Source organism: Sediminibacillus halophilus (genome assembly GCF_900103695.1).
Classification (GTDB): domain Bacteria; phylum Bacillota; class Bacilli; order Bacillales; family Amphibacillaceae; genus Sediminibacillus; species Sediminibacillus halophilus.
This window is the reverse complement of sequence record NZ_FNHF01000003.1, coordinates 22,774-48,690: the sequence shown is the minus strand read 5'-3', so window position 1 is coordinate 48,690 and position 25,917 is coordinate 22,774. Positions and strand designations below refer to the sequence as shown.

Annotated in this window: 20 protein-coding genes; 15 read left to right on the top strand and 5 right to left on the bottom strand. The window is 44.1% G+C overall.

Going from position 1 to position 25,917, the window contains the following annotated elements; genetic code table 11:
- Positions 1 to 597: 597 nt before the first annotated feature.
- The 4 genes from jag to rpmH all read right to left on the bottom strand — a co-directional run bounded on the left by jag (position 598) and on the right by rpmH (position 2,899).
- Complete coding sequence (jag, locus tag BLR82_RS10855) at positions 598 to 1,221, bottom strand: RNA-binding cell elongation regulator Jag/EloR (RefSeq protein ID WP_074599242.1); 624 nt, start codon at positions 1,219 to 1,221, stop codon at positions 598 to 600.
- Positions 1,221 to 2,003, bottom strand: a complete 783-nt coding sequence (spoIIIJ, locus tag BLR82_RS10850) for a YidC family membrane integrase SpoIIIJ (RefSeq protein ID WP_074599240.1) — start codon at positions 2,001 to 2,003, stop codon at positions 1,221 to 1,223. The genes jag and spoIIIJ overlap by 1 nt, the downstream gene beginning before the upstream one ends.
- A 96-nt stretch (positions 2,004 to 2,099) precedes the next feature.
- On the bottom strand, positions 2,100 to 2,441 hold the full coding sequence (gene rnpA / locus BLR82_RS10845) for a ribonuclease P protein component (protein ID WP_074599237.1): 342 nt from the start codon (positions 2,439 to 2,441) through the stop codon (positions 2,100 to 2,102).
- Positions 2,442 to 2,764: 323 nt separating this feature from the next.
- Positions 2,765 to 2,899, bottom strand: coding sequence for a 50S ribosomal protein L34 (gene rpmH / locus BLR82_RS10840; protein ID WP_050350585.1), 135 nt, complete (start codon positions 2,897 to 2,899; stop codon positions 2,765 to 2,767).
- Positions 2,900 to 4,122: 1,223 nt separating this feature from the next.
- Here rpmH and dnaA point away from each other — a divergent pair.
- The 8 genes from dnaA to BLR82_RS10800 all read left to right on the top strand — a co-directional run bounded on the left by dnaA (position 4,123) and on the right by BLR82_RS10800 (position 14,546).
- A complete protein-coding gene (gene dnaA, locus BLR82_RS10835; RefSeq protein ID WP_074599235.1) occupies positions 4,123 to 5,478 on the top strand; it encodes a chromosomal replication initiator protein DnaA in 1,356 nt (451 codons plus the stop codon).
- Between the two features lie 229 nt (positions 5,479 to 5,707).
- A complete protein-coding gene (gene dnaN / locus BLR82_RS10830; RefSeq protein ID WP_074599232.1) occupies positions 5,708 to 6,850 on the top strand; it encodes a DNA polymerase III subunit beta in 1,143 nt (380 codons plus the stop codon).
- 196 nt (positions 6,851 to 7,046) lie between these two features.
- Positions 7,047 to 7,268: a S4 domain-containing protein YaaA gene (gene yaaA / locus BLR82_RS10825; protein WP_074599230.1), complete on the top strand. Its 222-nt coding sequence runs from the start codon at positions 7,047 to 7,049 to the stop codon at positions 7,266 to 7,268.
- Between the two features lie 40 nt (positions 7,269 to 7,308).
- Positions 7,309 to 8,421 (top strand): DNA replication/repair protein RecF, encoded by a 1,113-nt coding sequence (recF, locus tag BLR82_RS10820; protein ID WP_074599228.1) that lies wholly within the window; start codon positions 7,309 to 7,311, stop codon positions 8,419 to 8,421.
- A 15-nt stretch (positions 8,422 to 8,436) separates the two neighbouring features.
- On the top strand, positions 8,437 to 8,721 hold the full coding sequence (gene remB, locus BLR82_RS10815; protein WP_074599226.1) for an extracellular matrix regulator RemB: 285 nt from the start codon (positions 8,437 to 8,439) through the stop codon (positions 8,719 to 8,721).
- 41 nt (positions 8,722 to 8,762) lie between these two features.
- Positions 8,763 to 10,679, top strand: a complete 1,917-nt coding sequence (gene gyrB / locus BLR82_RS10810) for a DNA topoisomerase (ATP-hydrolyzing) subunit B (RefSeq protein WP_074599223.1) — start codon at positions 8,763 to 8,765, stop codon at positions 10,677 to 10,679.
- A 132-nt stretch (positions 10,680 to 10,811) separates the two neighbouring features.
- Positions 10,812 to 13,355: a DNA gyrase subunit A gene (gene gyrA, locus BLR82_RS10805; RefSeq protein WP_074599221.1), complete on the top strand. Its 2,544-nt coding sequence runs from the start codon at positions 10,812 to 10,814 to the stop codon at positions 13,353 to 13,355.
- 105 nt (positions 13,356 to 13,460) lie between these two features.
- Positions 13,461 to 14,546, top strand: coding sequence for an HD-GYP domain-containing protein (locus tag BLR82_RS10800; protein WP_074599219.1), 1,086 nt, complete (start codon positions 13,461 to 13,463; stop codon positions 14,544 to 14,546).
- Between the two features lie 308 nt (positions 14,547 to 14,854).
- Here BLR82_RS10800 and BLR82_RS10795 read toward each other — a convergent pair whose 3' ends face one another.
- Entirely contained in the window at positions 14,855 to 15,811 is a 957-nt protein-coding gene (locus BLR82_RS10795) for a YaaC family protein (RefSeq protein WP_074599217.1), read from the bottom strand.
- 236 nt (positions 15,812 to 16,047) lie between these two features.
- Between BLR82_RS10795 and guaB the strand changes: the two genes are divergently transcribed.
- The 7 genes from guaB (at position 16,048) to pdxS (ending at position 25,785) form a co-directional block, all read left to right on the top strand.
- Positions 16,048 to 17,517 (top strand): IMP dehydrogenase, encoded by a 1,470-nt coding sequence (guaB, locus tag BLR82_RS10790; protein ID WP_074599215.1) that lies wholly within the window; start codon positions 16,048 to 16,050, stop codon positions 17,515 to 17,517.
- 951 nt (positions 17,518 to 18,468) lie between these two features.
- Positions 18,469 to 19,479: a TAXI family TRAP transporter solute-binding subunit gene (locus tag BLR82_RS10785; protein WP_074599213.1), complete on the top strand. Its 1,011-nt coding sequence runs from the start codon at positions 18,469 to 18,471 to the stop codon at positions 19,477 to 19,479.
- Positions 19,480 to 19,641: 162 nt separating this feature from the next.
- On the top strand, positions 19,642 to 20,163 hold the full coding sequence (locus BLR82_RS10780) for a DUF1850 domain-containing protein (protein WP_074599211.1): 522 nt from the start codon (positions 19,642 to 19,644) through the stop codon (positions 20,161 to 20,163).
- Positions 20,153 to 22,249, top strand: a complete 2,097-nt coding sequence (locus tag BLR82_RS10775; RefSeq protein ID WP_074599209.1) for a TRAP transporter permease — start codon at positions 20,153 to 20,155, stop codon at positions 22,247 to 22,249. Before BLR82_RS10780 ends, BLR82_RS10775 begins: the two co-directional genes overlap by 11 nt.
- 331 nt (positions 22,250 to 22,580) lie before the next feature.
- Complete coding sequence (locus tag BLR82_RS10770) at positions 22,581 to 23,264, top strand: uracil-DNA glycosylase (protein ID WP_074599207.1); 684 nt, start codon at positions 22,581 to 22,583, stop codon at positions 23,262 to 23,264.
- Positions 23,265 to 23,454: 190 nt separating this feature from the next.
- Complete coding sequence (locus BLR82_RS10765) at positions 23,455 to 24,792, top strand: D-alanyl-D-alanine carboxypeptidase family protein (RefSeq protein ID WP_074599205.1); 1,338 nt, start codon at positions 23,455 to 23,457, stop codon at positions 24,790 to 24,792.
- 108 nt (positions 24,793 to 24,900) lie between these two features.
- Positions 24,901 to 25,785, top strand: a complete 885-nt coding sequence (gene pdxS / locus BLR82_RS10760; RefSeq protein ID WP_074599203.1) for a pyridoxal 5'-phosphate synthase lyase subunit PdxS — start codon at positions 24,901 to 24,903, stop codon at positions 25,783 to 25,785.
- Positions 25,786 to 25,917 lie beyond the last annotated feature (132 nt).

The following is a 25,917-nucleotide window of genomic DNA, read 5'->3' as shown; positions in this document are numbered from 1 at the left end:
TAGTGACCACAAATTATACAGTCACTAACTTATTAGCATATCATAATTCGGTTTATTTGAAAATATCCACAAGCAGGTTTTGCCATTTAGATTATCCACATGTGCATAAGTTTAATTTATTCGTATCCGTTTTTTCTATCCACAGCGAGTGCCGAAAGCTTATTTTAACACTTTCTGTGGATAATACCTAGAAGAATAACTAATTTTTTGCAGGAAAACATCCAAAGGATAAATTGGATTGAATATCGTGTCCACTTAACCAATGAATGTCTTTCATAGAAAACCTACTGGTTGAAAAAGGGAAGCATGGGGCATTGCAAAGGGGAGAACAAGCTTAGTAAAATTCCCGAAGAACACCTCAATACTGAATGCGCATCAGCCACAGGGATTTCAACGTTTATTTCTATCAGTAGAAAAGCTCTGTCGCTTTCTACCCTCACAGGTCTGATCTATCCAGGAATGGCGTTAATTCTGCGAGACATTGGATAGGCAGAAGACTTCGAGCTGATCGGTACTGAAAACAGTTGCAACGTATTAAAAAACCTTTTCTTACCTAGCAAAAAAGTCTGGCTGTCGTTAAAACGACAGCCAGACTTTTTAAGAATAGGATGGTTTGATGACTACGTGCCGGTTTGGTTCCACGCCGGCGGAAGTAGTGATTACCCTTTTATGTTGCTGTAAAGCTGTATGAATGATTTTTCTTTCATAAGAAGGCATCGGTTCCAGTGTGACTTCCTTATGGGTGTTAACGGCTTTGTCTGCCATTCTGTTAGCGAGATTGATCAACGTTTCTCTTCGTCGACCACGATACCCTTCTGCATCGACTACTACGGTATAACGTTTTTCCGCGTAACGATTTAATACGAGTTGGACCAAATATTGCAATGCATTCAACGTTTGTCCACGTTTACCGATTAATATAGCAATTTTATCTCCGGAAAGATCGAAGGTTACCTGTTTGTCAGTGACAATCGTTTTGACCTCTACCGATGCCCCTAACTCTGCGATAATCTCCTTTAAATAGGCCTCCGTTTTTTGTATCGGGTTTTGTGCCACGGATACTTTGACAATTGCCGGTTTAGAACCGAAAATTCCCAGGATTCCTTTTTTGCCTTCATCAATAATATTCAGGTCAACTTGGTCCCTTGAGGTGTTTAACTGCTTCAATGCTGATTGGACCGCATCTTCAACTGTTTGTCCAGTAGCAGTTACTTGTCTCACTATTTCGTTCCTCCTGTTTCAGCATCCTTATCCTTCATCATCGGCTTTCTGATGAAAATTGTCTGGGCTACCATGAAGATGTTGCCGACTACCCAGTACAAGGCCAGTGCCGACGGGAAGAAAATAGCTACGACACCGATCATGATCGGCATCATGTAGAGCATCATCGTCATTTGCGGCATCATCGCATTTTGGCTTGTATTCGTCCCTGACATCATCAGTTTTTGCTGCAGGAAGGTCGCTCCGGCAGCCACAATCGGCAGGATATAGAAAGGATCCGATTCTCCTAATTGGAACCAGAGAAAGCTATGCTCTTTGATTTCCGCAGTTCTCATGATCGCCTGGTAGAAGGCAATCAAGATCGGCATTTGCACAATTAACGGCAAACAGCCTGCAAGCGGATTGACGCCATTTTTCTGAAACAATTCCATTGTCTCCTGCTGGAGCTTCTGCTGCGTATTGGCATCTTTCGAACTGTATTTTTCCCGGACTTTTTGCAATTCCGGCTGAATATCCTGCATCGCCTTCGAGCTTTTTAACTGCTTGATATTCAACGGCAGTAGTACCAATCGGATTAAAATGGTAACTAGAACGATCGACAGACCGTAATTTTCATTAAACATATTTGCTACGTAGGTAATTAGCTGTGACAAAGGCCATACAAACCAGTTATTCCAAAAGCCATCACTTTCAGCCGTGATATCCTGGTTTACCTGTGTACACCCGGAAAGTAAGCCTAGTACTAGTGTCAAGGCCATTAGCAATAAGACCTTTTTACGCAATATACTTCCTCCTTACTTCTCTATCATCATCGATGTTAGTTATCTAATAGTATTCTATCATGTATCTTACAGGTCTTCTATATAAAATAGAGCAACCTACCTGGCAAGCAGCCTTGACTTGGACAGAACATGCGTCAGACTCTTTTTTATCTGGTGAAAATCCATGTCCTTCGCAGGCTTGCGGGCGATGACTATAATATCATAGGTAACCGCCACCTGCTCGTCCAATTCGAGAAATGCCTGTCTCAGATAGCGCTTTATCCGATTGCGAACCACTGCATTACCAATCTTCTTGCTGACGGATAACCCGACGCGGTAATGCTCCTGGTCTGGTTTGGCAAGATAATAAATAACCAGCTGCCGATTGGCAAATGATTTTCCTTTTTTAAATACAAGTCGAAATTCTTCGTTTTTCTTCAAACGATGCGCTTTTTTCATGTTAAATCTCCTCCAACTGAAGGTATGCACGAAGCAGACTTCAGAGGATCAGTGAAGTAATCGGTATAATCTGCAGGCAAAGAAAAACCGCCGCCTTATTAGGGCAAAAGCAGCCGATCCTGTCTTCTATGGTTTCCGGAAAGACAGCAGAAAAAACGTGCTCTACAGCATTATCCAGAAAAAGGCCCATGTTTATGCAAAGTTAAAAACATCAAAAACAGGTGGTAAAGCCTTTTTTCTGTCTATACTGTAGATTAAGCATTCGAATTTTCGGCTTTTTTCGGCTTAAAGTGGAAAAAAGACCACTGAAAATCTTCAGTGGCCTATGCAGATAATACTTTTCTTCCTTTACGGCGACGACGAGCTATAACTTTACGTCCGTTTTTCGTGCTCATGCGTGTACGAAAGCCGTGAACTTTTTTACGTTTACGATTATTTGGTTGAAATGTACGTTTCATCTATAACACACCTCCCTGAGGATGAAAAAATTCTTCTAATCAAGACAGTCCCATTCATTATACGGAATAGAGGTTTCATCTGTCAACTTGTTTTCAGACAATCCGCCCAGCCAACCATTGCCAATTTTACAAGATCCCCTTACCCCGCTTTCCTCTCGTTTGAACACCTGCGCATTTTAATATGTTTTCCTAACTTCTTACATAGGTTGAGTGGGAGTTTGACGCTGTGGAAATACCCTGCGCTTTCCGCGGGCGGCTGGTGAGCTTCCTCGAGCTAACGCTCTGTGGGATCTCACCGAGGCCTTTCCTCCCGCTGGAGTCTCCGGGTATTTCCTTCGCTAGGAACAGCTTCCTGTTTATTGGAACTCCAACTGTCTTGTTCAGAAAAGAAGAACAAATTTGCGAGATTCAGCACACTTCTTAGCGCAGGTAGCATACGCAGACTCCTGCGGGAAATGCGCGAGCTGAAGATCCACTTGGGAAAGCGGTTTTCTTTACCAAGTTAGCTGAAGCCGTGTCCGCGGAAAGCGAAGTATGCTGCCGAAGCGGTGGTTAACACGCTTTTTAAATAGGCAATGATACTTCCCATTATAGTTATTGCGAAGTTCCTATCTACAGCAAATCAAAAGTATTCTACCCATATAGATATAGATTCAGACACCATCCGTTAAGACAACTTCCCACAACTGTTATATCACAAGCTGTTATACGACAACCCTTCTCAACAAAAACTCTTCCTCTGGGTCCCTATCCGAAAACAGACTTTGACAGTTATCCACATGGCTTGTACACTGTTTTTTCATGAATAATATTTTTCCACATCGGTTATCGACAAATTAATCACAAAATATAGTGCTGTGGATAGTTTTTGTCTACAACCTGTAGTTTTTGTGGATAACTGTCGAAAAACCATTGCGCCATCCCGATTTATTTGATATTATATTTGTGTTTTAACAGTTGAAAACAAACCCATCAAATTATTTTTATCCACAGATTGTGGATAGTGTGTGGACATTTACACACATGACTGTTTTTAAAGTTATCAACAACGTTGTGGAGTACTTCGATAATCGGATCTATCCCCTGAAACGACCGTATCTTTTTATCCACATTTACTACGTTATCATTCTCATACCTTTCGATCTTTCTCCCGATAATAGATCACAGAAAGATTGCGAGAGGTTTTTTATTTCTCTTAACTTAATGAAAGGGGTGACGACGGGTTGGAGAACATCCAAGAGTTATGGACAAACACGCTGAAATCCATTGAACAAAAAATTAGCAAACCAAGCTATGACACCTGGTTGAAAAATACCAAAGCAGACCAATTGGACGATGATACATTAGTCATTTCGGCTCCAAACGAATTCGCTCGGGACTGGCTGGAAAGCCGTTATACCAATTTGATATCCGATGCTTTATTTGAAGTTACTGGTGCCGAATTAAAAACCAAGTTCATCATTCCAGAAACGGTTCACGAGCCGGACGACGTCAAGCCGCCTGTAAAAAAGGTGCCTGATATTAAAAACAACGATAGCGATGGGGAATCCCCGAAATCGATGCTAAATTCGAAGTACACGTTCGATACATTTGTAATCGGATCTGGAAACCGGTTCGCCCATGCAGCCTCCCTTGCTGTGGCAGAAGCCCCGGCAAAGGCCTACAACCCGTTGTTTATTTACGGTGGTGTTGGATTAGGCAAAACCCACTTGATGCATGCGATCGGCCATTATGTATTGGACCATAATCCAGCTGCAAAAGTGGTCTATTTGTCTTCAGAAAAGTTCACGAACGAATTCATCAATTCCATTCGTGATAATAAGGCAGTGAACTTCCGGAACAAGTACCGTAATGTCGATGTTCTACTAATCGATGATATTCAATTTCTTGCCGGAAAAGAACAAACCCAGGAAGAATTTTTCCATACCTTCAATACCTTGCATGAAGAAAGCAAGCAAATTGTGATTTCCAGCGACCGGCCGCCGAAAGAAATTCCGACATTGGAGGACCGTCTTCGTTCCCGGTTCGAGTGGGGATTGATTACAGACATTACCCCTCCAGACCTGGAAACCAGAATTGCCATTTTGCGCAAAAAAGCAAAAGCGGAAGGATTGGATATTCCGAATGAAGTCATGCTTTATATCGCCAACCAGATTGATACCAATATCCGTGAATTGGAAGGTGCACTAATCAGAGTGGTTGCCTATTCCTCTTTGATAAACCAGGATATCGATGCTTCATTGGCTGCCGAGGCACTGAAAGACATAATTCCGAGCTCCAAGCCAAAGGTGATTACCATTGACGGCATTCAGGAAATTGTCGGTGAACGTTATAATGTAAAACTGGAGGATTTTGCGGCTAAAAAGCGGACAAAGTCTATTGCTTTTCCCAGACAAATCGCAATGTATTTAACAAGGGAATTGACCGACTACTCATTGCCGAAAATTGGGGAGGAATTTGGAGGGAGAGACCACACAACGGTTATCCATGCCCATGAAAAAATCTCAAAAATGATTAGTCAGGATACCCAATTGCAAAAAGAAATCGAGGAAATAAAAGAACAGCTTAAATCTCTATAAACAGCACTATTTTCTACTTATTTTTTAATATGGGAGCTGTCCTACTGTTTTTCCACATGTGAATAACGTGAATAACCATACAAACTTACTAACAGTCTATCCACAGCCGGATAGGCTTTGCTTCCGGAGGAGATTTTGAGTTATCCACATAATCACATGCCCTATTACTATTACTACGATTTTTTATTAATAAAATATATATAATATACTTCCCCTAGGAGGATTATTGATGAAATTTGTAATTCAGCGTGATGAATTGATGAATAGCGTACAACATGTCATGAAAGCTGTATCTTCCAGAACGACCATTCCAATATTGACGGGGATCAAAGTGGAAGCAGGAGAAGAAGGCATTAAATTGACGGGAAGTGATTCCGATATATCAATCGAATCCTTCATTCCACGAGAAGAAGACGGAATTGTTTACGTAGAGCAAATAGAACAAGGCAGTGTTGTATTGCAGGCTAAATATTTCCCGGATATCGTCCGTAAACTTCCAGAAAAAACAGTAGAGATCGAAGCAGACGAACATTTGAAAGTCACCATCCGTTCTGGAGGATCGGAATTCCACTTGAACGGACAGGATGCGCAAGAATATCCACAGCTGCCCCAACTTCATACAGAAGACAGCTTTGAGTTACCCACAGATTTATTGAAAAACCTGATAAAACAAACCGTTTTTGCGGTATCAACTGTGGAAACCCGTCCGATTCTGACAGGCGTGAATATGAAAGTGGAAGAAGGCAACTTGAACTTCATCGCTACAGATAGTCATCGCTTGGCCTCGAGGAGGATTCCATTGGATGAGGCAAATTCCCAGGTTCGATTCTCTAGTGTCGTAATCCCGGGTAAAAGTTTGATTGAGTTGAACAAAATACTCGAAGGCAGCGAGGACTCGATTCAAATCAGTGTAACGGAAAATCAGGTATTATTCCGGACAAGGCATTTGTATTTCCTTTCCCGCCTGCTGGATGGAAACTATCCAGAAACATCCCGGCTGATTCCAGAGCAAAGCAAAACGATTGTCCACAGTGCTACCAAAGAGCTGCTTCAATCGATTGACCGTGCTTCTCTTTTGGCGAAAGAAAGCAAAAACAATGTGGTTCGGCTGATGACAAAAGAAAACAATCAAGTAGAAATAAGCAGTAACTCACCTGAAGTAGGAAATGTGACAGAGGAGGTTGCTGCGCAATCCATTGACGGAGAAGAGTTAAAAATCTCCTTTAGTGCCAAATATATGATGGACGCATTAAAAGCAATCGACAATGATCAGGTAAGAATCGAATTCACGGGTGCTATGCGGCCCTTCATTATCCGGCCAATCGACGATGATCAAATTCTGCAATTGATCTTACCTGTAAGAACTTACTAACTTTAGATAAACTTTTTTAAACTCTTGCCGGGGTGTAACCTGGCAAGAGTTTTCCCTTTTTCATCAGTTTATTGAGGGGATATTCTCTGCAATGATAAGGAAAACTGATAGAAAGGGCACTACCAATTGGGTAGCGCTTTTCATATTCCCAAATGTTTAGTAAAATAAAAAGAAGGCATAAAAATCAGGTGATAACATGAACGAAGAAATCGAAATCAATACAGCGTACATTCAACTCGGTCAGTTCTTGAAACTGGCCAATATTTTGGAAACCGGCGGTATGGTAAAATTGTTTTTAGCTGATTACCAAGTTTTGGTGAACGGTGAGCCGGAAAATCGCAGGGGAAGAAAACTCTATCCAGGCGATACTGTGGAAATAGAGGAAGTTGGTTCTTTTACTGTGGCTAAGCAAAAGTGACGGTTTTTCCTCGTGAACCAGGAGAAGAAAGGGAATTCGGATGCATATCAACCAACTAGCCCTTAAGAATTACCGGAATTATGAGCAAATGCAATTAACCTTTGATGATAAAGTTAACGTCATAATCGGGGAAAACGCCCAAGGCAAAACGAATTTGATGGAGGCCATCTATGTATTGGCCTTCGCGAAATCACATCGGACGCCGAGAGACAAAGAACTTGTTCAATGGGAGAAAGAATATGCTAAAATAGAGGGGAATGTCACAAAAAGAAACAGAAGCTTCCCCCTGGAAATCATCATCTCTTCCAAAGGCAAGAAAGCCAAGCTGAATCATCTTGAGCAGCGGCGCTTGAGTGACTATATCGGAGCGATGAATGTGGTTATGTTCGCACCGGAAGACCTGAACCTTGTGAAAGGCAGTCCACAGGTCCGCAGGCGCTTTATCGATATGGAAATCGGACAAATTCAGCCCACCTATATCTATCACTTAGTTCAATACCAAAAAATCGTTAAACAACGCAATCATTTGTTAAAAAGTTTACAAAGAAAGCAGCAGACCGACAGAACGATGTTGCAAGTATTGACAGAGCAGCTGATTGAGCATGCAGCCTTTATTATAGAAAAACGATTTACCTTCCTGGAATTATTAAGGAAATGGGCCGATCCCATTCACCAGGGAATCAGCCGCGGGATTGAACGACTCGAAATTAACTACCAGGGCACGATTGAGGTATCAGAAGACAGTAATAGGGAAAAAATAACAAGTATGTACCAGCAGCGTTTTGCGGAGGTTGAGGACAAAGAAATTGAGAGAGGGACAACGCTTGTTGGACCTCACCGCGACGACCTGCTGTTTCTTGTCAATGGCAAAGATGTGCAAACATACGGCTCTCAAGGGCAGCAGCGCACAACTGCTCTTTCATTGAAGCTGGCTGAAATAGAGCTGATTTACAATGAAGTCGGTGAATATCCTATCCTGCTGCTTGATGATGTACTTAGTGAACTGGACGATTTCCGACAATCTCACTTGCTGAACACGATACAGGGAAAGGTACAAACCTTTGTATCAACCACCAGTGTGGATGGCATTAAACACGAAACATTGGAAAAGGCAGAACTATTCCACATTGAAAATGGAAAACTCGTCACGTAGAAATGGGGGAAAACGTTGTTTATTCATATTGGAGATGATAATGTTATTCGTTCGGAGGAAGTGGTCGCCATTATTGACCACCAGATAGTCGCCTCCTCCACGATTAATGAGCAAATGCTTTTCAATCAGCGCAAAAACAAAAACGTGCTGGACCCCTCGGAAGAAGGGACAAAATCAATTGTTATCACAACAAATCATATTTATTACAGTCCCTTGTCCGTGCTTACTTTGAAAAAGCGGGCGAGCATGATTTCAACGATTAGTAAATTAGAAGACTACTCGGAGTCTTTTGAAGAATAGAAACCAAAGGATCAAACCCTTGAGAAGTGTAGGTGAAAGAGTTGGCAGATAATATAGTAAATGAGCAAACGTATGATGAAAGCCAAATTCAGGTGTTGGAAGGTTTAGAGGCTGTCAGGAAAAGACCTGGTATGTATATTGGATCCACGAATGAACGCGGCTTGCACCATCTGGTGTGGGAAATCGTTGATAACAGTATCGACGAGGCACTTGCCGGTTACTGCGATACGATTCAAGTCTTTATTGAAAAAGACAACAGTATCACAGTGACGGACAATGGACGCGGAATTCCGGTCGGTATTCAGGAAAAAACGGGTCGTCCGGCAGTGGAAGTAATCATGACCGTCCTGCACGCAGGAGGAAAATTTGGCGGCGGCGGTTACAAGGTATCTGGCGGTCTTCATGGTGTAGGGGCGTCGGTCGTAAACGCTTTGTCGACTGAATTGAACGTGTATGTGCACCGGGACGGAAAAATCCACCATCAAAGCTTCCGACGCGGCGTACCGTATGGTGAGTTGGAAGTAATAGGTGAAACGGAGACAACCGGCACACGCACACATTTCAAGCCTGACCCGGAAATTTTTGATACGGTCCGGTATAACTATGATACGCTGGCCCAGCGCCTTCGTGAGTTAGCATTCTTGAATAAAGGACTTACCATCTCCATCCAAGATAAGCGCGAGGATGGAGAACCGGAGACCTTTTACTACGAGGGCGGGATAAAATCCTATGTAGAGCATTTGAACAGGTCCAGAGAAGTGCTGCACGAACCTTTCTTTGCAGAAAAAGAAGAAGAAGAAATTACGGTGGAAGTGGCACTGCAATACAATGATGGTTTTGCCAGCAACATCTATTCCTATGCCAATAATATTCACACCTATGAGGGAGGAACCCACGAATCCGGGTTTAAAACCGGGCTGACGCGCGTGATAAATGACTATGCCCGTAAAAACAACATGTTCAAAGAAAGTGATCCGAATTTATCGGGAGATGATGTCAGAGAAGGGTTGACTGCCATCATTTCCATCAAGCATCCCGATCCTCAATTTGAGGGTCAGACGAAAACAAAATTAGGCAATGGAGAGGCCAGGGCGATCACTGATCAGGCCTTTAGTGAAATGTTCTCTAAATTTTTGTTTGAAAATCCCGATTCGGCCAAGACGATTGTCGAGAAAGGGTTGATGGCTTCCCGCGCAAGAATAGCAGCAAAAAAGGCGAGAGAGCTTACCAGACGTAAAGGGGCGCTGGAGATTTCCAATTTGCCCGGAAAGCTTGCCGACTGCTCTTCTAAGGATGCCTCTATCAGTGAATTGTATATCGTAGAGGGAGACTCTGCCGGCGGCTCTGCAAAACAAGGGAGAGACCGTCACTTCCAGGCGATTCTTCCTTTGAGGGGAAAAATCATCAATGTAGAAAAGGCGCGTTTGGATAAAATTTTATCCAATAACGAAATCAGGATGATCATCACGGCGCTTGGAACAGGAATCGGTGAAGATTTTGACATTTCCAAAGCGCGTTACCACAAGATTGTGATCATGACGGATGCGGATGTCGACGGTGCCCATATCCGTACGTTATTATTGACGTTCTTTTATCGTTATATGCGTCCGTTGATCGAGAATGGATACGTTTATATTGCCCAGCCGCCTTTATATAAAATACAGCAAGGTAAAGCAGCTTACTATGCTTATAATGATAAAGAAATGGAGCGCATCCTCGGCGAAATTCCAAAGGCACCGAAGCCTGGATTGCAGCGTTATAAAGGATTGGGTGAAATGAACGCAACCCAGTTATGGGAAACAACCATGGACCCTGATACGAGAACACTGCTTCAAGTAGGCTTGGAGGATGCGATGGATGCCGATCAGATATTTGATGTATTAATGGGCGACAAAGTAGAACCGAGACGGAACTTTATCCAGGATAATGCTCAATACGTCAAAAATCTGGATGTTTGATTTCCCAGCTTTTCACGTAACGAAATAGAGAAACATTTTGCAGAGACTGGCTTGTAATGGAATGCCCTGCTCAACGATTATGCGTTCCTATGGCCAAGTCTCTCTTCCTCATTTTGATTAGGAGGTAATCCCATGGTGGATCAACAACGTCCGCAAGTTCAAGAAATAAATATTAGCCAGGAGATGAGAACCTCATTTTTGGATTATGCCATGAGTGTTATTGTCTCACGAGCCCTTCCCGATGTCCGGGACGGATTGAAACCAGTACACAGACGTATTTTATATGCGATGAATGACTTAGGTATGCATGCTGATAAAGCATACAAAAAGTCGGCGAGAATCGTTGGAGAAGTTATCGGTAAGTACCATCCGCATGGTGACTCTGCCGTGTACGAAGCGATGGTTAGAATGGCACAGGATTTCAGTTACCGTTACATGCTCGTTGACGGGCACGGCAACTTCGGATCCGTCGATGGCGACTCCGCAGCCGCCATGCGTTATACGGAAGCAAGAATGTCGAAAATATCGATGGAACTGCTGAGGGATATCAACAAGGATACCATTGACTATACTGATAACTATGATGGTTCAGAAAAAGAGCCTGTCGTCTTCCCTGCCCGTTTTCCTAATCTGCTTGTCAACGGTGCTTCGGGAATTGCGGTAGGAATGGCGACCAATATCCCTCCGCACCATTTGGGTGAAACGATTGATGCAGTGCTTGCTGTCAGCCGCGATCCTGATATTACAATCGAGGAACTGATGGAAAACCATATATTTGGCCCAGACTTTCCGACGGCAGGCCAGATTTTAGGTCGAAGCGGAATCAGAAAAGCGTTTGAAACCGGTAAGGGATCGATTACCATCCGGGCAAAAGCGACGATTGAAGAACATGCAAATGGTAAGTCCGATATTATTGTGACGGAGCTGCCATACCAGGTGAACAAAGCGAAACTAGTGGAAAAAATCGCTGATCTAGTGCGGGACAAGCGGTTGGAGGGTATTACCGACCTGCGTGATGAGTCCGACCGGACAGGCATGAGAGTGGTCATAGAGCTGCGCAGAGACGCCAATCCGAACGTCATTTTAAACAACCTTTATAAACAAACAGCGCTGCAGACTTCTTTCGGCATCAACATGCTGGCATTGGTGGATGGTCATCCAAAAGTTCTCAATCTGAAACAAACACTCCAGCATTACTTGGAGCATCAGAAAGTGGTAATCAAACGCCGGACAGCTTATGAGCTGAAAAAGGCCGAAGCTAGAGCGCATATTTTGGAGGGCTTGCGGGTTGCCCTTGATCATCTTGATGAAGTAATTACCCTAATTCGCCAATCTAAAACGACCGATATCGCCAGAGAAGGTTTGATGAATCAGTTCGAACTATCTGAAAAACAGGCACAGGCCATTTTGGATATGAGACTACAGCGTCTAACCGGACTGGAAAGAGAAAAAATCGAAGAAGAGTACCAGGAACTGATCAAGTTGATCGAAGAGCTGCGGGCCATCCTGGCAGATGATGAGAAAGTGCTGGAAATCATCCGGGAAGAGCTAACGGAAATAAAAGAGCGTTTCAGTGATGAAAGAAGGACCGAGATTGTTATAGGCGGAACAGATTTCATCGAGGATGAGGATCTTATTCCAGAAGAGAACATCGTCATCACCTTAACGCACCAAGGTTATGTCAAACGCTTGCCATCTTCCACTTACCGTGCACAAAAGCGCGGAGGACGAGGCATCCAGGGCATGGGAACTAACGATGATGATTTCGTAGAACATTTAGTTTCTGCTTCCACCCATAGCCGCATTCTCTTTTTCACGAACAAAGGGAAGGTTTACCGTTCCAAAGGCTATGAGGTCCCTGAATTCGGACGAACAGCCAAAGGAATACCGATCATCAACCTTTTGGAAATCGAAAAAGATGAATGGGTCAATGCTGTTATTACGGTGGATGAGTTCAAGGACGATCATTACTTGTTCTTTACGACGAAACAAGGGATATCGAAACGAACCCAGTTGTCTCAGTTCGCCAACATCCGTAAAGGCGGATTGATCGCACTCAATCTTCGCGAGGACGACGAATTAATATCTGTACGACTGACAGATGGGACGAAGCATATTATGATTGGAACCCAAAATGGGTATTTGATCCGTTTTCCTGAAGATCAAATCCGTTCTATGGGTCGTACTGCTTCGGGAGTAAAAGGAATTTCCTTAAGAGGTGACGATAAGGTAGTCTCGATGGAAATCATCGAAGATGGGCTGCATGTCATGAATGTTACCAGCAAGGGGTATGGAAAGCGAACTCCTGCGGCAGAGTACCGGATAACCAACCGTGGCGGGAAAGGAATATTCACGTCCAACCTTACCGATAAAACCGGCAAGATTGTAGCAGTCAAAGCGGTGACAGGCGAGGAAGATATCATGATCATCACCGAAGCAGGTGTGTTGATCAGGATGCCGGTCGAAGGAATTTCGATTACTGGCCGTAACACACAAGGTGTCCGCTTGATCAGAGTACAGGAAGGTGAAGAAGTGGCGACGGTGGCCCGAATCGAAACAGAGGAAGAAATCGAGGAAGAATTACCGCCGGAAACCGTCAATGAAAACGAACAAGTGCCGGTCGAACCTGAAGAAGTAGAAGAGGTTCTGGAAGAAGAAGCGGAAGAAGAAGAATAAAGCAAAATAAATTCCAGGTGGAAACGGGCTGACTGATGCAAACAGATCAGCCCGTTCTGCCACATTAAGAAGTTGATTACATACGGATAAAAGGGGTGGAAAAAGGTGAAGGTGCATCCGTCTCAGTTAGTTCCAGGCTGTGTGGTTGTCAAAGATCTTATCGGTAAAACCGGACGCCCGATCATGCATGGAAAAACTGTTTTAACTGATGAATTGATAGATATTTTACATCGTTTTCTTATCGATGAAGTGGAAGTGTTTTCCCGCCTGGAAGATGGAAAACCGTACATTCCCGGCAAAAAAGAGGTCGTAGAGGCCCAGGCTGAGGAAAAAAATGTTCCTTCTGACCTGCCTTTTACCGATTTTTATATATGGACGGTCCAACAATACAAACGGATGTTTACCGACTGGAGGAACGGCAAAAAGCTGCAGATCAACCAAGTCAGAAAGCTGATCGTTCCTTTGCTGGAAAGAGTCGATGAAATCGGGTTGAGGCTTTATAATTTGCATAAGCTTTCAACTGGGAAGGACTATTTTTACCATCATGCTGTCATGGTGGGATTGCTGTCTGCCTTCTTAGCAAAGAAAAGCAACTACAAGCATGAATGGATACAAATAGGCATAGCGGGCTTTCTAGCCGATTGTGGCATGGCGAAAATCGATGATCGTATCCTTTTTAAAGCAGGCCCGCTTAATACGGCTGAATACGAAGAAATCAAAAAGCATCCGGTTTACTCCTATCGCTTTGTAGAGACTGTATCTTCCCTTTCCAAAGGAATGAAATTGGCCATACTTCAGCATCAAGAAAGGCTGGACGGCAGCGGATACCCACTCGGAGTAGCAGGCGAGAAGATTCATCCATATGCCCGGTTTATTGCCATCAGTGACATTTACCATGCAATGACTGCTGAACGTGTTTATCAGAAACCACAGTCCCCGTTTAAGGTTATTGAAGAAATGCTGTATGAACAATTTGGTAAATTGGACCATCCTTTAGTAGAGAACTTTGTCAGCAGTTTGACGAATTTTGGAACAGGTACCAAGGTGACTCTGTCCAACAAGCAACAGGCAGAAATCGTATTTATCGAAGCAAAACATCCGACAAGGCCAATGGTTAGACTCCAATCCGACCAGCAGGTTATCTCCTTGAAGGATGACCGGTCGCTCTACATAGAAGAAATTTTATCCTGAACTAACATTCTGAGGTTTGAAGGGCTTTCCAAGCTTTTTCAAGCCTTTTTTGTATGGGAGGATGCTCAAAAACCATCCTAGCTTTAAAAAAATGAATAAAGATCGTCGCTTCTTTGTAGATTGGAATGGAGGACAACTGATTCCAGGGGGGAACCGAACGAGAACTTCGGCGACTGGGTCTGTGTCTCCTGGTAAAATGCTGTAGCGGACTTTCTCGTCCTAGAACGGTAGTGCCGTGGCTGAGCATGTGTCCGCGCATACCATTGGCCGGAATGAACCCCTCTTAGCTATACAGAGGGGCTGCTTTTTCATTGTTGGTCATACAAATACCAGCCAAGCAGAAAAGGCACTTTTTCAGTAGTGACTTGTAGAAAGTGAACGATAAATGGATGGTCTTCATTTGGGAGAGTGTGCAGTAAATCCCCCCACCACTCTGTTTCATAACGGCAAATCATGCTTAAATTGTAAAGAAGCAAATAATGTGCCATTATTTCATGCCATTCAGTGAATTGATCTCTGCCAGAAGGAAAGTATATTGCTTCCTCCTCCAAGTTAATAAAAACAGGTCCATGAGAATCTGGGGAAACGGGTCCTGGCAAATCAACGACCAGATGATTTTTGGTCGTCTTTTTGTCGAGAAAAGGAGGAAAGAAAGCGGCCATTTTCGTTAGGAAACTCGTTTCGGTCATATGATAAGTATCCAGACAAGAAAGAGGAAAGCGTAGTTGCTGTTCCGCATAGCTGCCAATATTGATCAGCGGCGTATTTCCATGATGGAACCGGATCAGCCTGCTAACTTCCGGAATATGGGCGAATAGACGTTGCATGGCTATTTTTCCCGCCTTGAGAGCGTCTATATCAAATAAAACATGAGAAAAGTAAGGAAATAATCCGTTATGCTGGATTTTTACCTCGTCCTTCCAAAAAGAATACTGTTGTTTTTTTCTTTTTCTTGTTGACACACCGTGGGCAAGTAACGTTGTATTTTCCGGGTAGTCCGGCCTCCTGGTGAGCAGGCAGGCCTTTAAAAGATGTACCATGCCATAAAAAAGCAGAATTGGCTTTACCATGAGCGGAGCATTCCTGCTTGTCTCGTAAAACGTGCGCCCGTGCTCTAAGTAATAAAGAAAACGATAGCAATTCTGGTAGCTTTTTGCTTCTGCTTGTTCCAGGTGAATGGTTTGATAACAACGATACAAATAGGTTTGAGAAGTTTCTGCTGATTTCAGATACGTAAGAAAGTCATTTACTTCTTTTTTCCACATGAGTAAGACCCTTTCCAACCGCTTTAAAAAAACTGATTATTTAAACTTTTTATCTTGAAAACCCTTCCTTCTCCTTGTTTGCGCTAGTAAGATTTTCCGCTGCCGGAATTTGTTTAGAAATGCTTGAAAAAGCAAAAGGGTTGTCGTATTGTAAATAACAATAAGTTTTTGGTGTACGCTTAGGATAACCAATTTTTCATAAAACAATAAGAAGATATCAAAGGGAGGATCCAGCAATGAGGGAGGACAAGTTTGCCAAGGAAGGACTAACGTTCGACGATGTATTGTTAATGCCTGCAAAATCTGAAGTGCTGCCAAGGGATGTGTCATTGGATACAGTATTATCATCCAATATCAAGTTGAAAATGCCATTGATAAGTGCAGGAATGGATACCGTAACAGAAGCAGCTATGGCCATATCGATGGCTCGACAGGGCGGTTTGGGAGTCATTCATAAAAATATGTCGATAGAGGAACAAGCTGAAAATGTCGATATGGTAAAGCGCTCGGAAAGCGGTGTAATTACCAATCCGTTTTTCCTTCTTCCAGAGAACCAGGTTTTCGATGCTGAACACTTAATGGGTAAGTTCCGCATCTCCGGAGTTCCGATCGTTAACAACAAAGAAGAGCAAGTACTTGTCGGAATCATTACGAACAGGGACCTTCGTTTTATTCAGGACTATTCCATCAAGATATCGGAAGTAATGACGAGCGAGCATCTTGTAACAGCTCCTGTGGGAACGACACTGACTGAAGCAGAAGAAATACTGCAAAAGTACAAAATCGAAAAGCTTCCGCTTGTCGATGATCATGGTGTGTTGAAAGGATTAATCACCATTAAAGATATCGAAAAGGTTATTGAATTCCCTAATGCAGCCAAGGACAGCCAAGGCAGACTGCTGGTAGGGGCAGCTGTAGGGGTAACGGCAGATGCTATGACCAGAATAACCAAGCTCGTGGAAGCAGGTGTCGATGTCCTTGTCATCGACACGGCGCACGGTCACTCCAAAGGTGTGATTGAGCAGGTGCGCAAGGTGAGGGAAAGCTACCCGGCTATTGATATCATAGCTGGTAATGTAGCTACTCCTGAGGCTACAAAAGAACTGATCGAAGCGGGAGCCAATATTATTAAAGTCGGTATTGGACCCGGCTCTATCTGTACGACCCGTGTCGTGGCTGGAGTAGGTGTACCGCAGATCACCGCAATCAATGATTGCGCAGAGCAGGCCCACAAGCAAGGTGTTCCGATAATCGCCGATGGCGGAATCAAGTATTCAGGTGATATTGCCAAGGCAATGGCAGCAGGAGCGCATGCGGTCATGATCGGCAGTCTGTTTGCTGGTGTATCAGAAAGCCCTGGTGAGACGGAAATTTTCCAGGGCAGAAGGTATAAGGTTTACCGTGGCATGGGATCTGTATCGGCAATGAAGTCGGGATCCAAGGATCGTTACTTCCAGGAGAGCGAAGAAACCAAGAAGTTGGTACCTGAAGGTATCGAAGGGCGGGTTGCCTACAAGGGACCGCTGGCTGACACGGTTCACCAACTGCTCGGTGGCTTGCGATCTGGTATGGGCTATTGCGGTGCTGGAGATTTGGAAGTATTCCGGAACGAAGCCAAGTTCATTCGCATGACGGGTGCAGGGCTTCGGGAAAGCCATCCGCATGACGTTCAGATCACCAAAGAGTCTCCCAATTATTCCGTATAATCATCAGAAGTAGACTGGACAAAAGCATCGTGACCAAAACGAAAACCGAACGATCATCATTCGTTCGGTTTTTTTGATGAGCAAAAAGCAAAACATTCGATGCTATGATAAGCGCAACTTTCAACTCCGGCAAGGTACTTCGCTTTCCGCGGGCACGGCTTCAGCTAACTTGGCAAAGAATATCGCTTTGCCAAGTGGATCTTCAGCTCGCGCTCATGCCGCTGGAGTCTACATACCTTGCCTCCGTTGGATGGAGTTACCTTCTTCTGGTGTGTTTTCTGTTTTGCATCATGCCGCTACGGATAGAAAGCGAAGCCGCATGGAGACCAGGAGTACTTCTTTATCCTTATTATCCAATTTCCAAAGAATAAAGGAACCTCCGTGTTATTTTTTGTCTTCTTCTCTATTTAGATACCTATCAGCCAATAAAAGAATACAGTTCTGTTCATCTTGTCTTGGTAAAGTAGATATCAGGCCACGAAAACGTAGCGAAGACAAGATACGGAGACTCCTACGGGAACAGCACGAGCTGAAAATCCCGCAAGAAAGCGGTTGGTGCTTTCCGAGGAAGTTGAAGCCGTGCCCGTGGAACGCGTAGTATCTTGCCGTAGCGATTCGAAGCACACATCAAACAACAGGATATAACAAGAATACGCAACTAAAAACCGAAAGAATTTGGTTGGTAGTTATAATTTTATAATTCATTCGGTTTTTGATTTGGTGGCCATGCTTTTGTCCCGGCCTCTTTTTGCTTAGAAAAAAGTAAACCGTTCTGCCCTTCTCTTATGAATTGTGTTCTATCCAGCTGGATTTTGCTTCCCCTACTTTATGAATCGAAGGGGCAGGAAAGGAAGCAAAATAACTTCGAAGTTTGTCGAGGGGACAAATAACATTTGAATTTAAAATAATGGGTTTGCTATAATGAAGTATATTTTTAAAAGGGGGAAGAGTATGGAAAAGAAAAAATGGTTACTTATATTGGTTTTGTCGTTTGCTTTATCCATGCTGCTAGCTGCTTGCGGCGGCGGGGAAGCTGATCCGGATTCCGGTGGCGATAGTGGAGAAGGCGACAGCGCTGATAGCGGCGAAACGCAATTTCTCAGCATTTTGACAGGTGGAACAGAAGGTACATATTATCCGCTTGGCGGTACTTTTGCCCAAATTATCAACGAAAATCTTGATAATGCCGAGGCAAACGCACAATCAACGGGTGCTTCTGTTGAGAACATGAAGACAATGAGAGACGGAGATGCCGAGCTTGCCTTCACTCAAACCGACATTGCTGCTTACGCGGCAGAAGGTTCTGTCATGTTCGAGGGTGATCAGATTGATAATATCCAGGCAATTGGAACCCTTTATCCAGAAACGATTCAAATTGTCACTACAGCAGACTCCGGAATTGAAACCGTTGCCGACCTGGAAGGGAAAGTTGTCTCTGTAGGTGCTCCCGGTTCCGGAACAAATGCCAGTGCGACCGATATTCTGGAAGTTTACGGTCTTTCCATGGATGATATCGAAGCACGCGACCTGGATTTTGGCGATTCTACTTCCGGTATTCAGGACGGCACCATCGATGCTGCTTTCATCACTTCCGGTACTCCGACTGGAGCAGTTGAGAGCCTGGCTGCTACGACAGATGTCAACATCGTACGTTTTGATGAGGAAAAAGTCCAGGAATTGATTGATTCGCATCCTTATTATGCAGAGGACACAATCAAGGAAGGTACTTACGACCTTGAAGAAGATGTAAAAACCGTTGCTGTACAGGCAATGTTAGTAACCTCTGCCGATTTAAGCGAAGATCTTGTTTATAACGTGACGAAAGCCATTTTTGAAAACACCGATAAAATCAGCCATCCGAAGGGAGAATTTATCTCTGCGGATACTGCTCTTGATGGAGTAGGTATTGATTTGCACCCAGGTGCTAAAAAGTATTTTGATGAAAAAGGAATCGAACAGTAAAACAAGACAAAAAGAGTACTGATGAGGATGTCCCATTCCACAGGTCTGCTTTTATATCCTGCGGCAGCAGCTCCGTTCTTTATGGCGGTCTTGCTGCCCCCGGGTATTAGAAAGCCTGTCTGCGTGGACTCCCTCATCTTTTTATGTTAGAAGGGATAATATATGCCGCTGAAAAAAGGATGGCTGTTCATAGTTAGTATTTTTTTGCTTGCTGCTACAGCCGTATTACTGTTTTATCCTTATCGCTATATACTGGCTTTGCAAGATCCATTTACCGATGAAATATTAGCCTACTTGCCTGTCAACGACACTGATCACTTTCAAATAAAGTTCACCCACTCTGTTCATCTTTCCGATGTCATCGAAGAGTATGAAATCAACCAGGAGACGATTTATCCCTATCAATTGATTTATGAGGACACTGCCATTGGCATGCCTTCAAACGCAGGAGAAGGGGAGACGTTTGAGATGAAAGACGGAAAATACTATATTTCCAATTTGCAGGGTTCTCTTTCGGAGATCAACCTTGCAGTCGGCCAGGTAAGAGCAAATCATAAGATCATCTATCAAAATCAAAGCTATTTACTTAAAGACTATGTCGGGGCGGGTACCTCCATTACCATAACCCCCACTCATGAAAGTAACTGGCATCTTTTAAAAGGGGTGAATATTCATGAGCGCTAAGAATGAAACGCTTACAGAACAAAAACAACAAGAATTGCTGCAACAATATGACCAGGAATCATCCTACCGGTTTTTAACCGGGACGATGGCCAAAGTGGTCTTTTTCGGACTGTTGGCTTTTTCTTTATACCAAATCTTTGCCACTACTATTTATCCTCTACCAGCGCAAATGCATCGTTCCATCCATATCGGATTCGGACTAGTGCTCATCTTCTTACTTTTCCCGGCTACGAAAAAAGGGAGAGCCAGCGGAAAGGTCGCCTGGTACGATTACATCCTGGCGTTGCTTGGTTTTGGGGTAGGCGCCTACTGGCCATTGATGTACGAGGAGATTGTTAGAAGAGCTGGCGAAATCAATCAAATGGATTTGATTGTCGGAGCGTTGGCCGTGATCCTTGTCTTGGAAGCAACCCGGCGTTCCGTCGGTCTTCCGATTACGATTATCGCTATAGCCTTTTTAGCTTATGCCTACTGGGGAAGGCAAATGCCCGGGTTTCTCATCCACCGCGGTGTTAACTTAGATAATCTGGTTCAATCGATGTTTTTCACAACAGAAGGTATTCTCGGCACGCCGATCGCTGTTTCTTCCACGTTTATCTTCTTGTTCCTGTTATTTGGTTCCTTCCTGGTAAAAACGGGTGTCGGCCAATACTTCAATGATCTGGCCGTGTCTCTTGCCGGGAAAAGAACCGGCGGACCGGCAAAGGTGGCGATTTTTTCCAGTGCTTTGCAAGGTACCATCAGCGGAAGTTCGGTGGCCAATGTGGTCACGTCGGGTTCCTTTACCATTCCCATGATGAAACGACTTGGTTATCGGCGAGAGTTCGCCGGCGGTGTTGAAGCAGCTGCTTCAACGGGTGGTCAATTGATGCCGCCAATCATGGGTGCTGCGGCCTTCCTGATGATCGAGTTTATCGGAATTGACTACTGGACGATTGCAAAAGCTGCGGCCATTCCGGCCCTGCTCTACTTTACCGGCGTCTGGATTATGACGCATTTTGAAGCGAAGCGGACGGGTTTAAGGGGATTGTCTGATGAAGAAATTCCTGATCGTAAGGAAGTATTGAAGAAAATCTACCTTCTGCTTCCCATCGTAGCGATCGTTTTCTTCTTAAGCAGTGGATTAAGTGTCATGCGGGCAGCCATTTATGGAATTTTGACGACGATTTTAGTCGGTGTGCTGCGCGAGGATCGGTTCCGTAAAATTTATCCAATTGTATTCGGAGCAGTTTTCGTGCTTTATCTGGTATATGGTTTCATCACAGCCGGACCGTCTGTTGTCCAAAGTCTGATAGTCGCTGCTATCGTCACCATCATCGTCAGCTATTTCTTTGACGGTAACTTTAAGGAATCGGTGGATGCGTTAGTTGACGGGGCAAGGACGGCATTGGCTGTAGTGGCGGCAACGGCAGCTGCCGGTATTATTGTCGGTGTCGTAACCAAGACTGGCTTAGGACTGAAGCTGGCCAACAGCCTTGTTTCCCTGGCCAATGAACAAATTTTGCTGACCCTTTTCTTCACGATGATTGCGGCCATCATTCTGGGGATGGGATCACCTACTACAGCCAACTATGTCATCACGTCGACGATCGCTGCACCTGCGATTATTTTGTTAGGGGTCGCTGATTTACCGGCTCATTTATTCGTGTTTTATTTCGGGATTGTGGCGGACATTACGCCACCGGTGGCGCTGGCAGCCTTCGCCGCGGCGGGGATTGCTTCGGGAGAACCGATACGGACTGGACTTAATGCGGCCAAAATTGCGATCGCAGCATTTATCATTCCGTATATGTTTGTCTTGCAGCCGCAGTTGTTGATGATTGACACGACTATCTTAGAGCTTATTTGGATCCTGTTTACTGCAGTGGCAGGAATGATTGCCATCGGAGCAGGATTGATCGGATACTGGTACCGGAAAGTTTACTGGCCTGAACGGTTGTTTGCCGTGGCGGGTGGGCTGACATTGATTTATCCGGGAACTTATTCTGATGTCATCGGTTTGTCGGCCTTTGCCATCCTGCTGGCTTTGCAATTTTTCTTGAAGCGAAACGAGGTCGGTGTACCGGAAATAAAGGCGAAAGCATAAACCAGAAAACTGTCCCATTAACAGCGGGGCAGTTTTTTATTGCCCGGGGAATTTATTGAATTTGGGACGATTACTGCTCCTTGCTTCAGGAAGATTGAATGTAGCGGAAGGAACGTGCAAAAGGCACTTTCGTGCGACTTAATATAAATTACCTGCTTTTATTCAGTACCAAATTCAGTCCCTTAAAGCTTATCAAGAGGTATGACCGATTCACTTAGGCTTTTATTTGTTACACTGAAAAAGGAAAAGATTTTGCAGAGATAAGAGCATCCAACGTTTTCAGCAGATATTGCGAGGTAAACGAATTAGTAAAACCAAGAGGAGGAGAAAAATGGCTAAACAATTACTGAAAAATGACTGGAATGAAAAGCTCCAAGGAGAATTTGAACAAGATTATTACCAGGAGCTTCGTGAATTTTTGAAACAGGAATATGGGCAAAAAACGATATATCCAGCAATGGATCATATTTACGAAGCACTCCATTTAACTTCTTATGCCAACACCAAAGTAGTCATTCTCGGACAAGACCCATACCACGGGCCGAACCAGGCGCATGGATTAAGTTTTTCTGTACAGCCAGGCGTGACACCTCCGCCTTCTTTGAAAAATATCTTCAAAGAGTTGAATGATGACATGGGCTGTCCCATCCCTGAGCACGGTTATTTGAAAAAATGGGCCGAGCAGGGAGTACTCCTGCTAAATACGGTATTAACCGTTCGGAAAGGACAGGCAGCCTCCCACAGGGGGAAAGGCTGGGAACATTTCACCAATAGGGTGATCGAGGTGTTGAATGAGCGGGAAAGACCTGTCGTTTTCCTGTTATGGGGCCGTCATGCCCAAGAGAAACAAGCTCTATTGGATACGAATAAACATCGGATAATCACCTCCCCCCACCCGAGCCCGTTTTCCGCAAATAAAGGATTTTTTGGCAGCAGGCCATTTTCACGGACCAATTCCTACTTAGAAGAGTTGGGTGAAACGCCAATAGACTGGTGTCTGCCAGAGCAGGAATGAAGACCATCTATCAATCATGAAGGAATAGGTAGAAATCAATAGAAGCATACCGAGCAGTTTGTTAAGCTAGTAGGTCCATTTACGCATCTGTTTCATCATTGCTAATAGGCTTTGGAAAAGCAGTTTCGCTTTCTTCCTACCTGTGATAGAATATGAAAGATGCATACTATTTTCGTGGAGGTAGAGAAAGTTGAAACATAATTTAAAAGCATCCTTTTTTCTATTAATGGCGGTGCTAATCGCATGTACTTCGCTAACAGCCAATCCTGGGAAGGCAAATGCCGCTGAGTCGCTTGATTTAAACGCAGAGTCTGCGATTCTGGTAGATGCGGAGACGGGAAAGATTTTATATGCGAAACAGCCTGATATAAAATTACCTCCGGCTAGTATGACCAAAATGATGACAGAATATCTTGTATTGGAAGCCATCAACGAAGGTCAAATCAGCTGGGATACGACAACACAGATTAGTGATTACCCTTATGAAATTTCTGCAAGTAATATATCTTCAGGGGTGGGCCTGACGCAAGATAAGGATTATACAGTACGAGAGCTATACGAAGCGATGGCAATCATATCCGATAACGGAACGACCATCGCACTCGCAGAATTGATTGCTGGGTCAGAAGGCGAATTTGTAAAAATGATGAATGAAAAAGCCGAGGAAATGGGATTGCCGGATTATCAGTTCGTGAACGCTACCGGTCTTTCCAACTCCGACTTGGGTGAGAATCATCCGGAAGGTACGGAGCCGGACGCCAATGACCTGCTCTCGGCAGAGTCTGCGGCCCTGCTTGCCTATCACTTAGTGAATGACTACCCAGAAGCATTGGATATATCGAGTAAAATGACAACGGAATTTGAAGGAAAGACGCTGGAGAACTTGAACTGGATGCTCCCTTGGGATAATGTCAACTTCAAACAGTTTGGTTTTGAAGGCGTGGATGGATTGAAGACAGGCTGGACGGACAATGCAGGCTATTGTTTCACCGGTACAGCAGAACGTGACGGCAGACGGCTGATTTCTGTGGTCATGAAAACAGAAAGCAAGGAAGCCCGCTTTGAGGAAACGGCAAAATTGCTTGATTATGGCTTCTCTCAATTTGAAAACAAAGAGGTTTTTCCTGAAGGATATCAGAAGGAAGACCAAACAAGCCTGCCGGTATCAAAAGGAAAGCAGGATGAGGTCGAAATCGCATCAAACGCAGCCATTCAGGCCCCTATAAAAAACGGGGAAGAAGAGAGCTATGATGTTACCTTAAATATTGATGAAGAAAAGCTGAATGAGGATGGCGAACTGGTTGCTCCGCTTGAAAAAGGCGAAAAAATCGGGACCATGGAACTTACTTACAAAGGTGAAGCGGATTATGGTTATATCACCGGAGAAAAGCAAGCACAAACTGTTGATGTAGTTACAACTGCAGCTGTTGAAAAGGCCAACTGGTTCTCCTTATCCATGAGTGCTGTCGGCAATTTTTTCAGTAATATTTTCTCTTCTGTTTCAGATACTGTAAAAGGTTGGTTCTAATTTACTCCGATACATTCTGGTTGGGCTTTTCAGAAAAATAAGGTAAAATATTGGATAACCAATGAAGGAAGATTATAAATGAGTGATCATATATGGGAGGAATACTGAATGTCTAATTTGGGTACTGATCGCGTGAAACGTGGAATGGCAGAAATGCAAAAAGGCGGCGTCATCATGGATGTTGTCAATGCAGAGCAGGCGAAACTTGCAGAAGAAGCCGGTGCTGTTGCAGTTATGGCATTGGAAAGAGTGCCTTCTGACATCCGTGCAGCCGGCGGTGTAGCAAGAATGGCAGATCCTACGATCGTAGAAGAAGTGATGAACGCTGTATCCATCCCGGTAATGGCAAAAGCAAGAATCGGCCATATTGTCGAAGCACGGGTACTGGAAGCAATGGGTGTTGACTATATCGATGAGAGTGAAGTATTGACTCCTGCAGATGAAGTATTCCACATTAATAAATCAGATTACACAGTGCCTTTCGTTTGTGGCTGCCGTGATCTTGGTGAAGCTACCCGCCGTATCGGAGAAGGTGCTTCTATGCTGCGTACCAAGGGAGAACCTGGTACTGGCAATATCGTCGAAGCAGTGCGCCATATGCGTGAAGTTCAGTCTCAAATCCGTAAACTGATTGGCATGTCGGACGATGAAGTCATGACTTTTGCCAAAGAACTTGGTGCTCCATACAATGTCTTGCTTGAAATCAAAGAAAAAGGCCGTTTGCCGGTCGTTAACTTTGCGGCGGGCGGCGTAGCGACTCCGGCTGATGCTGCATTGATGATGCAGTTGGGAGCCGATGGCGTATTTGTCGGATCTGGTATTTTCAAGTCAGACAATCCAGAAAAATATGCTCGCGCAATAGTAGAAGCCACAACCCATTACCAGGATTATGAAATGATCGGAAAAATTTCCAAAGGTCTTGGTACTGCCATGAAAGGTATCGAAATTGGAACCCTTGCTCCGGAAAACCGTATGCAGGATCGCGGTTGGTAAGCAGCAGGTCTAACATACTCTGTATTAAATATGGAGGAGGAGACAGCCTACCTGCTCATACCTGAATTTTTCAGGTATGAAATAGCGTTACTGCTCCCCCATCACGCTTGAAGGAAATGGCCAATCGTTACG